Origin of the sequence: Flavobacterium zhairuonense (genome assembly GCF_004352915.1) — a bacterium.
GTDB classification, from domain to species: domain Bacteria; phylum Bacteroidota; class Bacteroidia; order Flavobacteriales; family Flavobacteriaceae; genus Flavobacterium; species Flavobacterium zhairuonense.
The window spans coordinates 57769-72232 of record NZ_SJSY01000076.1; the positions used below are offsets into that span (position 1 = coordinate 57769).

Consider the following 14464-nt stretch of genomic DNA (forward strand, 5'->3'; position numbering starts at 1 on the left):
TTTATAATTGTCAATTAATTAATCGTGTTTTCCGTTAAAGTATTCCATCCATTTTCCTTGTACTTTCATCACTTGTTCGATTACATCACGAGCAGCGCCGCGTCCCCCTTTTACATGTGAAATATAACGGCAAATGTGTTTGATTTCTGGGCTTGCGTCTTGTGGGCAAGTTGGTAGGCCAACTAATTTCATGACATGAAAATCAGGAATGTCATCACCCATATACAATACTTGTTCGGGTTTTATATTGTTTGCACTAGTGTAATCATTAAATGTCTGTACCTTGTCTGGAGTTCCTAAATGAACCTCTTTAATTCCAAGATTATTTAAGCGAATGCGAACACCTTCATTGCTTCCACCAGAAATAATGCAGACATGGTAACCGCTTTCAATTGCAGCTTTCATTGCATAACCATCGCGAATGTTCATTGTACGAAGCATTTCGCCTTCATTGGTTACAAAAACCGAACTGTCTGTAAGTACGCCATCAACATCAAAAACAAATGTTGTGATGTCGTTCATTATTTCTTTATAACTTTTTGCCATTATTTTGTATAGATTGTGTGAGTATTTTATAAATGTTTTTTTGATTTTCGTTTGTTAAAAACGCCAAATGCGCTTCTATAGTATTTGTATCATTTCGTTTTGCTGGACCAGTCTGCGCATCAATGGGATCTAGAATATTGATTTTTTCAGCAGTTTCTTGAATCAAAGGTTTCAAAACTTCAAATGGAACTTTATTTTCATCACAAATTTCTTGACCAATTTGATACAAATGATTCGTAAAATTATTAACGAAAACCGCAGCAACATGCAATGCTTTTCTTTGCTCTGAATTTATTGCAAAAACTGCATTTGAAATAGCTTTTGCAGTTTGTTCCAAAAGTTCAAAATCTGAAATGTTTTCAGCTTCCAAACACATTGGAATCACTGAAAAATCCAAAGCTTTATTTTTAGAAAAACTTTGAAGCGGATAAAAAACGCCTCGTCTGTTTTTTGAATGTAAGGAATTTAGAGGAGCAGCGCCAGAAGTATGAACTACAAGTTTATTTTGAAAAGGCAACTGCTGTGAAACTTCTGAAATGGCATTGTCAGAAACGGCAATGACGTATAAATCAGCTGGTTTTGTTAGCTGAGCTAAATCAGTTGCGATTTTGTCTTCATCAATAAGAGAAAGCAATGCTTCTTTTTTTCTAGAAAATAGCTGCACAATTTCTATAGCTTCACTTTTTGCGAAAGCTTTAATTAAATGCTGTGCTACATTTCCGGAGCCAATTATCGAGAGTCGAATCATAGCACAAAATTAACATTATTTTTTTGAAATGTCGTTTCGTCTTATTTCGTTTGTTGTTTAATTATGTAATCACACGCTGATTTTACTGGTTTGCTTTGTAAAAACGCGGATTAAACGGATTTTTAATTTTTGAAATCCGTTTAATCCGCGTCTTCGTGATAGCGAATCGGTTTTATCCGCGTTGAATTAATCTTTTTAAAATTTTACAGCACCTTTAGGAACCGTTTCTCCAATGGTTATGTTTTTAGAAAAATCAGAATTCGGATTTTTTGCAAACTCAATATTTTGGCTTACTTCTCCATTAATCGAAATCGCTTTTTCTGATTTTGAATTGAATTCGATATTTTTAAAAGACATGTTTTTTCCGTTGTAAATTTCAAAAACAGTTGGCTTTTGAATATCTAGTTTTGCATTGCTGATTTTGATTCCGTTTGCATCGATTATTGAAAAACCATTTTCAGCTTTTGCCGTCAAATTCGAAATTTCAATATTTTCAAGATTCATCTCCGGAAGTCCTTGCAAAAATACCGCTTGATAAGCGCCCGCAATGGTAATGTTTTTTATAGAAATATTTTTGAACTGAGGTGTTTCTTCATTTACTGGCATCATTTTGTTTTTTACTTGAGTGCCACCTTCTGCCAAAGTTTCAGCAATTGATTTTCCTCCATAATATAAATCAAAAGAAATAGCTTGAGAAGGAATGTCAGTCATATAAATATCCGAAATAAAGATATTTTCTACAATTCCGCCACGCCCACGAGTACTTTTAAAGCGTAAACCAACATCAGTTCCCATAAAAGTGCAATTTGAAACATGCAGATTTTTAACGCCTCCCGACATCTCACTTCCAACAGTTACGCCACCATGACCATGATAAACGATATTGTTTTTTACGATTATATTTTCGCAAGGGATGCCACGATCGCGACCATCTTTGTCCTTTCCTGATTTAATACAGATTGCATCGTCACCAACGTCAAAGCTTGAATTTTCAACCAAAACATTTTTGCATGATTCCACATCAAGTCCGTCGCCGTTTTGAGAATACCAAGGATTTCTGACGGTAACATTCCTAATAATCAAATCTTCAATCATTAAAGGATGAATGTTCCAAGCTGGAGAATTTTGAAAAACAGGACCATCAAATAAAACTCTTTTGCTGTTTTGAATGCTTACCATTACAGGACGAAGAAAATCATGAATTTCTTCAAATTGCTCTTTCGTTTTTAAATCAAGTCGTACATTTTGATCAGCCCCTACAGATGCTTTCATAAAAGTTTCAGACGGATACCAACTATCTTTTTTCTCATTTAAAACACCTCCCGAAGCCACAAAATTTTTCCATTGACTATCTGTTAATTTGCTTTTTTTTACTTGTCTCCAAACTTCACCAGAACCATCCCAAACACCATTTCCTGTAAAAGCAACATTTTCCAAATTTTTCCCATAGATAGGAGAGATGCAACGCCAAGTATTTAATCCTTCAAAGCTGGTTTCAATAATTGGATAAAGTTTTTTGTCTGTCGAAAATTTTATCAATGCACCAGTTTCAGCGTGTAATTCGATATTGCTTTTCAAAGTAATCGGCCCCGTAAGCCAAATTCCAGGAGGAATAATCAATTTCCCGCCACCTTTTTTTGAAAGAGCATCAATAGCATTGGCGAAAGCCTTTGTATTTAAAACATAACCACCACTTATCGCACCAAAATCTTTTAGGTTTACTGTGTTTTTGGGGATTATTGGTTCTTGAACTTTAGCCATTTTAAATTCAATATCGTTATAAAAAGAAGTAGATTTTGAATTTTGAGCAACAGTTTTGTTTGTTGCAACCACCACAAATAGTGAAAGCGAAAGAACAAGCTTAATGGTTTTGGTTTTCATTTTAATGATTTTAAATAGAGATAGTTAATAAACGAATTTTTATTTGAAGCTTTCTTTTTTGAGAAAAGTATAAATTTCTTTGGTCATAAAGCTTAAATTCAAAATGTAATCGATTACACAAATCTATGAAAAAATCTTAATATTCAAAGAAATTATTAAATAGTTTGTTTTTGTAGTAATTAACCTATTTCAAGGCTCGTTTTTGATAAAAAAGGTTGTTACTTTTAGTTTTTATTAACAAAACTCAAATATTGGAACTCAACATTTTTAAGTACTTTTGTGCCACTTTTATACAATGTAATTCCTCAAAAATGGATAAAAAAATATTCTCTTTTTTGTTTTCTACACGCTTAATGGCCGTTCTTTTTTTAACATTTGCAATTGCAATGGGTGTTGGAACTTTCATCGAAAGTAAATACAACACAGATACAGCTAGAATCTTAATTTACAATACTTGGTGGTTTGAGGCCATAATGGTCGTTTTTATGTTGAATTTCCTTGGAAACATCAAACGCTACCAATTGCTTAAAAAAGAAAAATGGGCGACTTTATTACTTCATATTGCTTTCATTTTTATTCTTTTAGGAGCTTTTATAACACGTTATATTAGTTATGAAGGAATGATGCCAATTCGTGAAGGCGCTGCAGAAAATCAAATTTATTCAGATAAAACATTTATTACTGTTTTTGCAGATGGAGAATATAAGGGCGAACCGAGAAGAAGAGTTTTCGACAAAAACCTTTTGTTGTCACCAGTAACGAATAATGATTTTACCCTTTCGGGTCAATTTGACGAAACTCCGTTTGAGGTTTCTTACGTCAACTATATTATGGGCGCAAAAGAAACAATTAAACCAGATCCAAAAGGAACACTTTACTTAAAATTAGTTGAAGCTGGAGCTGGCGGACGTGAAGAGCATTTTTTGAAAGAGGGTAAAGTTCAAAATATTCATAATGTGTTGTTTGCATTGAATAAACAAACTGACGGCGCAATCAACATTAATACAACTGGAGAAAAATATACCATTCAAACGCCTTTTGAAGGAAAATTTATGCGAATGGCCGATAAATTGCAAGGTGATGTAACTAAAGATAATGTGCAGCCTTTAATGATGCGTTCTCTTTACAGCATTGGCGATATCCGAATTGTTTTTCCTGATCCGGCAATTAAAGGAGTTGTTGATTATGAATCAAGTAATGATTTTAAAGCAAAATCGCATACAGATGCTTTATTTGTAAAAATTAAAGCTGACGGTCAAGAAAAACAAGTACGTCTTTTAGGTTCTAAAGGAAGCGTAGGAGAGGCTCAAACTGTAAAAATTGGGAAAATTGAATATAGTTTATTCTTTGGAAGCAAAGCTTATGTTTTGCCTTTCAAAGTTAGATTAAATGATTTTATTGCCGATAAATATCCAGGAACAGAAAAAAGTTATTCTGCTTTTAAAAGTAAAGTAACGGTTCAAGATTCTACTGAAACTTTTGACGCTGATATTTTTATGAATCACGTTTTAGATTATAAAGGCTATCGTTTTTTCCAATCTTCGTTTGATCCAGATGAAAAGGGAACTGTTTTATCTGTAAACCATGATTTCTGGGGAACTAACATTACATATTTTGGATATTTTTTACTGTACATCGGTTTAATGGCAATTATGTTTACTAAACATTCTCGTTTTGGAGATTTGAAGCGTAAATTGGAAGTGGTTAAAAAGAAAAAAGAAAAACTGATTACGATTCTTGTTTTGATGATTGGTTTGAGCGGTTTTGCACAACAAAACCCTCATGTGCATTCACATGAACACGATCATAATCATACGGCAGATCCAAACGATCACGCTAATCATGTTGTAGCACCGCCAAGTCAAAAACAGTTGGATTCGTTATTAACAATCTACAAAGCTCCAGAAGCACATGCTGCTAAATTTGGACGTTTGATTATTCAAGATGCAGGAGGAAGAATGAAGCCGATTAATACGTTTTCATCTGAATTGTTGCGTAAAGTAAGTCATAATGATACATATAACGGAATGAATTCTGATCAGGTGTTTTTGTCTATGACGCAATACGCTCAGGTTTGGATCCAGATTCCGCTTATTTACATCAAATCTGGGAATGACAGTATTCGCAAAATCATTGGCATTGAAAAGGAAGCTAAATATGCTCCTTTTGTAAAATTCTTTGATGAAAACGGAAATTATAAATTATCTCCTTATTTAGATGATGCTTATAAAGCAGGAAATCCAAATCAATTTGAGAAAGATTTTATCGAAACAGATAAAAAAGTAAACTTGATGGAATCTGCTTTGAGCGGAAGCATTTTGAAAATTTTCCCAATTCCGAACGATCCAAATAACAAATGGGTTTCTTTCTTAGAGCGTGAAAATAGCGGTTTTAAAGGAATGGATTCTACTTATGTGAAGCAAATACTTCCTTTATATTTCAGTGCTTTGAATAATGGTTCAATTTCTAAAAATTGGGATACAGCAGATCAATTAGTAGAAAGCATCAATGGTTTCCAAAAGAAATTTGGTGCAAAAGTTCGTCCGAGCGAGCAAAAAATTGATGCTGAGATTGCTTATAATAAATATGATGTACTTCAAAAATTACCGTATTGGTATTTGACAGCAGCAATATTGATGTTCACATTTACAATTTTAAATATCTTTTTTGAAAAAAAATGGATTCGTATTACGGTAAATGCTTTCCATATTATTGTGGGACTGTTATTTGCGATCCACACATTAGGATTAATAGCACGTTGGTATATTTCTGGCCATGCTCCTTGGAGTAATGCGTATGAAGCGATTGTATATGTGGCTTGGTCGACGATGTTCTTCGGATTGGCCTTTGACCGCAAATCAAAATTAACGGTGGCTTCATCTGCTTTCGTTACTGCTATGATTTTAATGGCTGCATATATGAATTGGATTGATCCAGAAATAGCAAACTTACAGCCCGTTCTTAACTCATATTGGTTAATGATTCACGTTGCAGTTATTGTAGGTAGTTATGGTCCGACCGCATTAGGAATGATTTTAGGTTTTGTGGCTTTACTATTGATTTTCTTTACAACAGAGAAAAATAAGGCTAAAATGGAGTTGAATATTAAAGAAATCACTTATATCAACGAAATGTCATTGACTATCGGTTTGATTATGTTAACGATAGGTAACTTTCTTGGAGGGCAATGGGCAAATGAAAGCTGGGGACGCTACTGGGGATGGGATCCAAAAGAAACTTGGGCTTTAATCTCGATTATGATTTATGCGTTTGTTATTCACGCTCGTTTTGTACCGGCTTTGCGCGGAAAATGGTTCTTCAATTTAATGAGTATGTTTGCTTTTATTTCGATTTTATTTACTTATTATGGAGTAAACTTCCATTTGGTTGGTTTGCACTCATATGCAAGTGGAGAAGCACATTCTTTAAGTTGGGTTTATTATTGTTTTGCAACAATTTCCGTAATTGGAGCATTAACATATCCAAAATACCGTAAATATTACAAAAGCAAAAAAGTAAAGAAAAAGTAATTATCAGGAATAATTATTAATTCAAATATAAAAGGTTCAACACTAGTTGAACCTTTTTTTATTTTATATACATCGAATAATTATTATGTAGGTAGCTTTCCTAAAATTGCCAACACAATTATTAAAATTATTAGAAAACAAACTAAGAATATTAAATGGCTTAAGATGCTTAAAAGAAAAGCTCTTGTTTTTGACATCTTATTAAAGAATTGAATATTGGTCCAAAATATAAGTACGAGTCCTATAAAATAAGTTATAGATGAAAACTTTCGAATTTCTGGCGTTCCATTTAAATAAAGTAATATTGGGAAAGTCAAAATTTGCACAAAAAGTCTTTGTGATGCTTTAAAAGTATTTAAGACAAAAAATTCAACAAAATTGTAACCTTGTTTTTTAAAAACAATATAAGTCCCAATTGTGTAAATTGGAATTGTAGCAATGGTTACCCAAGAAAAATGTGTTGCCATCCATTCATTAAATTCATTATAATCTAAAGTTTTCTCTGATGGATCAGGAAATGTATTAATGTGAAAATAATGATATAACACACCGTAAAGTGTTGCTAAAACAACAACTAACGAAAGCGGTTTGAAATGCCTCACTCGTTTTCCTTCAATAAATTCACGTACCGAATGCCCAGGTCTTGTAAATAATTGTTTTAAAGAATAGGTAATTCCCTTATCAAAATGCAATAATCCATGCTGAATATCGTGCCATAAAAAATGTGCATTTATCTTATGAGTTGCCGAAGGTTGACCGCAATTGCTGCAGTAATGTCCTTTATAAACGTGATGGCAGTTTTTGCAGATTACTTCCATTAATTGTGTGGTATTTTTTTAGTATTAATTTAAATCGTATTGTTTTTAAAGCCATTCGGAAACATGATTGCCAGCAAAACCATAATAAGCAAAAAGTTGTATTCGACACCATTTCTTCCTCCACCAACAACGAACCAGCCTTCTTGAAAATGAACCAGAATAATTCCCATTATTAAAACAAAAATGGTTACAAAACCAGCAAGCTTAATATATTTATTTAAAAGTAAAAGTATTGCCGCAATCACATGTGAGAGTTTAATGCTCCAAGCAAGAAAAACACCAAAAGGAGCGAAGCCAATTTGATTCAGATATAAATTCCCAAAATCATTGATTCCGTTGTTGAACATGCCAAAAACGGAATGTGTCAAGAGAATAATAGCAACTGCAATTCGTAGAAGTAGATTTCCGTTCATTGTTGTGGTATTTGATTAATAACGAATTAAATATAATAAAAAAACGCATATTTGAGATAATATGCGTTTTTCGTTTTAAGTATGAATATCAATTTTAAACTTTTCCTAAAGTATATAATTGCGTCATTGTTGGTGTTAAACTTCCGCCTGCTGGTTCAAGTGTAATCCCAAAAGCCTCTGCTTCATTAGTACGGTCAACAGCGAAGATTTTGTTTGAATTTCCTTCAAAATCACTAAGCAAACCAATACTTGTTGGCGTTAATACAGGACTTAGTTTTAATGCCCAAACTTGATAAACCATTCCTTTTGGAGGTTTTGGCAAACCAGCAGCGTCAATATAAGTCGTTTTGGTTTCTTTGTTCCAATATACTTTTGCGAAAGATGTTGGAGAAACGGCTTGACCGCCAAGTGTTACACCAGTATTTTTTATATCTCTAACAATGGCTAAACTTTTTTCAGTTTCTTTATTCTGCTGATCTAGAAAAGCATAATCTCTTTCGATTTTGCTTTTTTCAGTTCCAACAGTACTGATAGCTTCTTTTGTTTTAGTCAATTCCAATGTCTGATAACCTAAACCTAGCAATAAAAGAATTGCAGCAGCCCAGCCCACATATTGTGACCAGTTTGATGCTGGTTTCATGTCGACTACTTTGCCATGTTTAAGTTCTAATCTGGCTTTGATTTTTTCAAAATTCGCTACCGAATGGAAAGGCGAGAAGCTTGATGACAAAGCCACGATAGCTTTTTCAATAGAAATAATTTCCTGTAAAACTTCTGGTTTTTTCTTCGCCAATTCGGCAATTTCTAAATTTTCTGTTTCGGTCAACAAACCGTAAACATATAGTTCTAGGGTTCCTGATTCAATATATTCTTGTGCTTCCATTATATTTTTAGATAATTTCTTAAGTCGTTAATACAGTTTCTGTTTTGCGTTTTGATAGTTCCCAATGGCATTGCCAATTCTTCTGAAGCTTCTTGTTGGGTATATCCTTTAAAGAATAATAAATTAATAATTTCAATACATTTTGGTTTCAGCTTCTTTACGAACTCTTGAATTCCAATTGCATCAAGTTTATTGCTTAATTTATTGCTCTCATCTAACAGATTTACGAAATTATCGGATGAAAGGTTTTTTTGAGTGTTATTATAATTTTTGGATCTTAAAGTATCAATTGAGGTATTCCTAGCAATATTAAGGATCCAGGTATAAAATCGGCCTTTACTTTCATTATACGAATCGATGTTTTTCCAAATTTTCACAAAGACTTCTTGCAAAACATCTTCGGCCTCTTCGCGATTTTTGATCAATATATTAATGACCGAAAATAAACTTTTTGAATACATATCGTACAAATGTGTGAAAGCTCGTTCGTCTTTCTCGTAAATTAAAACTAATAATTCTTCTTGACTCATAGATTTGGATTTAAGCTTAAACAAAAAATTAATTTGACAGTATTTTATTACCTGATATAAAGATAGAGCATTTTTTTATGAAAAAAACATTTTTTTTAATAGTAAAAACATCAGGAAATATAAGGGTTCGTAAAAAAAATAAAAAAAAATGCACTTTTTTTAAAACCAAAAACAATCCAATTACGTAAATGCAATTAGAAAGGAAATAAGTAGGAAATAGATTAAATGAAAGGAAGTTGAAATTTTGATTGTTTAAGATTTCTTATTTAACAGGTAAACAAAATGTTGAATTTCCAAAAATTAAAAAATAGCATTAACTAAACCAAAAAGCATCATGAATAAAATAACTATTTTAAAAGTTTTGATTATTGGGCTTACTAGCGTTCTAGCTCTAACACATTTTGGGAATAGCGATAGAAATAAAAAGATAAAGAAGTTGAGTTTTTCAATTTCTGAAATCAAAGTTTAAGATGATTAAATAGTTGGTGTCCTCGGACTTCCAAACCGAAAATTATTGATAAACCGTATTTTCAAATTATAAACGAGTAAAAACCACTATACAAGCCATTGAAAAAAATAGAAGAAAATGCGAAGTAGAGTTTACAAAGATGATTTTCAATACAACCGAGAGGCATCAACTATATTAAGATAAGAAAAAGGTATATAAGACATAATAATTAATTCATGGTTTGATTTGTTTGTATGGGGGGAAGCCTAACGTCTGATTAACGTTAGGCTTCATTTTTTTAACGAATCTTTAATAGAAAATAAAATTGCCAAAGCCATTTTGTAAATCAGATTTTAACTAATTTTATAAAAAATTAAACAATGAAAAAAATAGCATTTTTAATGTGCAGCGCGCTCTTTATGGTTTTTGCACAAACTCAAGCTCAATCGAGTAATAAAAAATCTAAAACAGAAAAAAACATGGCAGAAGGAACAATTTACCAGTTCAAAGTTGAAGATTTATCAGGAAAAACTTTTGATTTTGCTTCCTTAAAAGGAAAAAAAGTTATGATTGTCAATACAGCTTCAAAATGCGGACTTACTCCACAATACAAAGATCTTGAGGCAGTTTATAAAGAATACAAAGACAAAAACTTTGTAATTGTAGGTTTTCCAGCAAATAATTTTGCAGGACAGGAGCCAGGAACAAATGAAGAGATTGCTTCATTTTGTCAATTGAATTATGGTGTAACTTTTCCAATGATGGATAAAGTTTCGGTAAAAGGTGATGATATGTGCGAAGTTTACAAATTCTTGACTCAAAAATCTAAAAATGGATTACAAGATTCAGAAGTGGAATGGAATTTTCAAAAATATCTAATTAATGAAAAAGGGCAATTGGTAAAAGTAATCAAACCTAAAACATTAGTTACAGATGCAGAAGTAATCAATTGGATTAAAAGCTAATTGAAATCTTTAAAAAAATATAAATCCACAAATTTGAGAAATTCAAGTTTGTGGATTTTTTATGAATATCAGACTGAACAAAGTCAAAGCCTAAAAAAAACTTGCATAAACTACTTCAATATCAACTGCATAAATACTAAATCCAGCCATTGATCAAATTTATATCCAACCTCACGAATGGTTCCTGTTACCACAAATCCAAAACGTTCATGAAAAGCAATACTTCCCGCATTATCTGCATCAATAGCGCCAATCATAACGTGGTAACCTTGTTCTTTTGCCAAACGAATTAATTCTGTCAATAATTTAGATCCAATTCCTTTTCCAATAACATTATCAACTACATAAACAGAATGTTCGACGGTGTATTGAAAACCAATTTTTTCACGAAATTGGCCATAACTTCCAAAGCCAACAACTTCACCATCTAAATCGGCAACGACAATTGGCAAGTTTTTAGCTTTTTTATCTTCAAACCATTTAGTTTGCACTTCAAGTGTTTGGATATCATAACTGTAATTTGCATTTGTGTACAAAATAGAATGATTTACAATTTCTAGAATTTTTTGCAAGTCATTTTCACTTGCGGGTCTTAATGTAACTTCCATGGTAGTTTTTGGTGTTTTTTATTTTGTGTTTAGTTCAGCTAATAAAGTGTCAACTTCTTTGGGATTCCAAGTCATTTCGGTACAAATAACCTTGGCATCTTTGGCATATTGCAAAGCCATTTTTTTGTCTTTGATTTTATTGTAAAGCCGAGCAATCAACAAATTTCCGTCGTATGAGTCATTTATTTCTAAAGAATGTTTTACCCAGAAAATTGATTTTTTCAAACTTTCAGTATCATTAATATGTTTTAAATAAGTCTGACCAATATCTTTTAAAGAACTTGGATCATTCCAAACTAATTTTTGGGTATTTTCAAGTGTCACTTTTTTATAAAATTCCCATTTTTCTGTTCGTTCTGCCAAGGTTAAATCAAACTTAAAAACTAAAGAATCTGTTTTTTGCAAACGAATAGATTTTGCAACTTCTCTTTGTTTGTAATAATTTACAGTATCTAAATTATCAACGTAAGGGCGAAGCAATTCGGTTACAATACTTTCAATTTTACGATCTACACGACTTTGAGAAGCAACAGCAGCAAATTCTTTTTGGTGTTTTAAAACATATTGAAATTCTCTTGAATTAATATCAGTCACACCATTAGCAATAATTCGCCAATTGGTCTCGCTAACCAATTGTGCATCAGATTGTGTTTTTAAATAAATGTGCGTTGCTGGCGACAATTCAGTTCTGTCTTTTCCTTTTTTCAGTGTATTTAAATAAGCGAAAAACTTATCAGAATTACTCGGGTCCGACATGAATTCTTTTTCTAAATAAGGCAATTGCATTCTAGAATTCAGAGCGTATTTTACTTCAGTCATAAATTCCGGCGTTTTCATTTCACCTTTCAAAGCGTATAAAAGCGTTTCATTCGAATCTAAAAACAAAAATGTAGGCAGTGATTTTGTCTTGTACTTATCTTTCAAAGCTATTCCTTCATCTTTCTCAATGTTTTTCCAAATACAAACATAGTTTTCATTTAAAAAAGCCATTACGTCAGGATTGCTAAAAACCTCTTTTTTCATTTGATTGCAATGCGGACACCAATCAGCATATAGCATTATAAAGAGCGGTTTGCCTTCAGTCTTTGCTTTTTCCAATGCGGTTTTATATGGTGTGTCATTGGGAACAAACTGATTTTGAGAATTTACAGTTTGCAACGAAAGAAAAAGGATAATAATATAAAGTAAACGCATAAGGTCTATATTTTTAGTACAAATTCGCTTTTACAAATATATTCCCTTTTTCTAGAATGTTTCTTAATATCTTGCCATTTATAAGTTAAATCAAGTCCGAAGTTTGTAACTTTGTAATTGTAAAAGAAAATTTTAATTTAATGGATTTTCTTTAAAAAATAATACGCCACAGGAATGATTTACCCCAAAATACCGCTTGCACAAAGCATTATCGAAATTTGTTCAGCAAAAGGAATAACAAACATCATAATTTCTCCAGGTTCACGAAACGCTCCTTTAACGATAGGGTTTGCGCAAAATCCGAATTTTAAATGTTACAGCATAGCTGATGAGCGTTGCGCAGCATTTTTTGCTTTAGGAATTGCACAACAAACCAAAAAACCTACGGCAATTGTCTGTACTTCAGGTTCAGCGTTGTTGAATTATTATCCAGCCGTAGCCGAAGCTTTTTATAGCCAAATTCCATTAATAGTAATTTCTGCAGATCGTCCGCAAAGCAAGATTGATATTGGCGATGGGCAAACAATTCGTCAAGAAAATGTCTTTTTGAATCATTCGGTTTTCAATGCAAATTTAACAGAAGATGCTTCTCTTGAGAATGATTTGAAAATTAACAAAGCGATCGAAACTTCAATTCTTCAAAAAGGTCCCGTTCATATCAATGCACCTTTTGAAGAACCTTTGTATGAAACTGTAGAAACGCTTTCTGTTCAGCCAAAAATTACAACTTTGGAAGAAGAAATTCCAACCAAAATTATTGATAACCGCGAAGAAATTGTTTCTATTTGGAATTCGGCTAAAAGAAAACTAATTCTTATTGGAGGAATAAATGAAGTAAATTCTATAGAACCGGAAATTCTGGAAAACTTTGCCAACGATTCATCAATTGTTGTACTTACAGAAACTACTTCGAACTTGCATCATCCGAGTTTTGTTAATAGCATAGATACTTTAATTACACCATTTGACGATTCTGATTTTAAAGAGTTAGAAGCAAAAGTTTTAATCACTTTCGGAGGTATGATTGTATCAAAACGAATTAAAGCTTTTTTGCGAAAGTATAAACCTGCACATCACTGGCATATAGATACTTTGCGGGCATATGATACATTTAATGCTTTAAGTAAACACTTTGTTATGGAGCCAAATGATTTTTTTAAAGATCTGCTTCCAAAAACAGAATTTGTAACTAGTAATTATTTTAAGAAAATTGATAAAATTTACAGTCTAAGAAATGAAAGAAAAGAAGAATATCTAAAGAAAATTCCATTTTCAGATTTTAAAGTTTTCGAAAAAGTAATTGAATCGCTTCCTAAGAACATCCAATTGCAAATTAGTAACAGTTCAGCAATTCGTTATGCGCAATTAATTGAGATTGATCCATCAATTGAAGTGTTTTGCAACAGAGGAACAAGCGGAATTGACGGAAGCACGTCAACAGCAATTGGAGCCGCAGTAGGCAGTGAGAAGCAGGGAATTTTTATTACTGGAGATATCAGCTTTTTATACGACAGTAACGCTTTATGGAATTCGTACATTCCAAAAAACTTTAAAATTATTATAATTAATAATGGTGGAGGAGGAATTTTTAGGATTTTACCTGGACATGAAGAAAAGCCGGTTTTTAATACTTACTTTGAAACTTCACATCATTTGACAGCTGAACATTTGGCCAAAATGTATGGCTTTGTATATTTGAAAGCTTCGGATAATGAATCTTTGAGCAAAAACATCGATGTTTTTTATAGGCAGAATGAAACTCCGGCTATATTTGAAATATTTACGCCAACGGTTGAGAATGATATTATATTGAAACAATATTTCAAAGAATTGAATTGATTTTTTGTAGTATAAATATTGTTAAAATTAGGATTGCATTGTATTTAATTTTAAATTGGCT

The 14464-nt window shown here is 32.2% G+C and carries 12 protein-coding genes; 3 read left to right on the forward strand and 9 right to left on the reverse strand.

Annotation, left to right across the window (positions count from 1 at the left end; translation table 11 throughout):
• Positions 1-18: 18 nt before the first annotated feature.
• The 3 genes from EYY60_RS19320 to EYY60_RS19330 form a co-directional block, all read right to left on the reverse strand.
• On the reverse strand, positions 19-546 hold the full coding sequence (locus EYY60_RS19320) for a KdsC family phosphatase (protein WP_132990926.1): 528 nt from the start codon (positions 544-546) through the stop codon (positions 19-21).
• Complete coding sequence (locus EYY60_RS19325; protein ID WP_132990927.1) at positions 530-1294, reverse strand: Rossmann-like and DUF2520 domain-containing protein; 765 nt, start codon at positions 1292-1294, stop codon at positions 530-532. The genes EYY60_RS19320 and EYY60_RS19325 overlap by 17 nt, the downstream gene beginning before the upstream one ends.
• A 195-nt stretch (positions 1295-1489) precedes the next feature.
• Entirely contained in the window at positions 1490-3175 is a 1686-nt protein-coding gene (locus EYY60_RS19330; protein WP_132990928.1) for a glycoside hydrolase family 28 protein, read from the reverse strand.
• A 311-nt stretch (positions 3176-3486) separates the two neighbouring features.
• Here EYY60_RS19330 and ccsA point away from each other — a divergent pair, with 311 nt between their 5' ends.
• The gene (gene ccsA / locus EYY60_RS19335; protein WP_132990929.1) at positions 3487-6705 is read left to right on the forward strand and encodes a cytochrome c biogenesis protein CcsA; all 3219 of its coding nucleotides are present in this window, start codon (positions 3487-3489) and stop codon (positions 6703-6705) included.
• 83 nt (positions 6706-6788) lie between these two features.
• On the opposite strand, the gene EYY60_RS19340 is transcribed toward ccsA, so the two are convergent.
• The 4 genes from EYY60_RS19340 to EYY60_RS19355 form a co-directional block, all read right to left on the reverse strand.
• The gene (locus tag EYY60_RS19340) at positions 6789-7523 is read right to left on the reverse strand and encodes a DUF3667 domain-containing protein (protein ID WP_132990930.1); all 735 of its coding nucleotides are present in this window, start codon (positions 7521-7523) and stop codon (positions 6789-6791) included.
• A gap of 29 nt (positions 7524-7552) precedes the next feature.
• Complete coding sequence (locus EYY60_RS19345; RefSeq protein ID WP_132990931.1) at positions 7553-7936, reverse strand: DoxX family protein; 384 nt, start codon at positions 7934-7936, stop codon at positions 7553-7555.
• 94 nt (positions 7937-8030) lie between these two features.
• A complete protein-coding gene (locus EYY60_RS19350) occupies positions 8031-8819 on the reverse strand; it encodes an anti-sigma factor (protein WP_132990932.1) in 789 nt (262 codons plus the stop codon).
• Positions 8819-9349, reverse strand: a complete 531-nt coding sequence (locus EYY60_RS19355; RefSeq protein WP_132990933.1) for an RNA polymerase sigma factor — start codon at positions 9347-9349, stop codon at positions 8819-8821. The genes EYY60_RS19350 and EYY60_RS19355 overlap by 1 nt, the downstream gene beginning before the upstream one ends.
• 828 nt (positions 9350-10177) lie before the next feature.
• Between EYY60_RS19355 and EYY60_RS19360 the strand changes: the two genes are divergently transcribed.
• Positions 10178-10762 carry a glutathione peroxidase gene (locus EYY60_RS19360; RefSeq protein WP_132990934.1) on the forward strand — a complete coding sequence of 195 codons (585 nt, stop codon included), beginning with the start codon at positions 10178-10180 and terminating at the stop codon, positions 10760-10762.
• A gap of 110 nt (positions 10763-10872) precedes the next feature.
• On the opposite strand, the gene EYY60_RS19365 is transcribed toward EYY60_RS19360, so the two are convergent.
• Entirely contained in the window at positions 10873-11370 is a 498-nt protein-coding gene (locus tag EYY60_RS19365) for a GNAT family N-acetyltransferase (protein WP_132990935.1), read from the reverse strand.
• An 18-nt stretch (positions 11371-11388) separates the two neighbouring features.
• Positions 11389-12564 (reverse strand): thioredoxin family protein, encoded by a 1176-nt coding sequence (locus EYY60_RS19370; RefSeq protein ID WP_132990936.1) that lies wholly within the window; start codon positions 12562-12564, stop codon positions 11389-11391.
• A gap of 174 nt (positions 12565-12738) precedes the next feature.
• Between EYY60_RS19370 and menD the strand changes: the two genes are divergently transcribed.
• The gene (gene menD / locus EYY60_RS19375) at positions 12739-14403 is read left to right on the forward strand and encodes a 2-succinyl-5-enolpyruvyl-6-hydroxy-3-cyclohexene-1-carboxylic-acid synthase (RefSeq protein WP_132990937.1); all 1665 of its coding nucleotides are present in this window, start codon (positions 12739-12741) and stop codon (positions 14401-14403) included.
• The last annotated feature ends 61 nt before the right edge of the window (positions 14404-14464 follow it).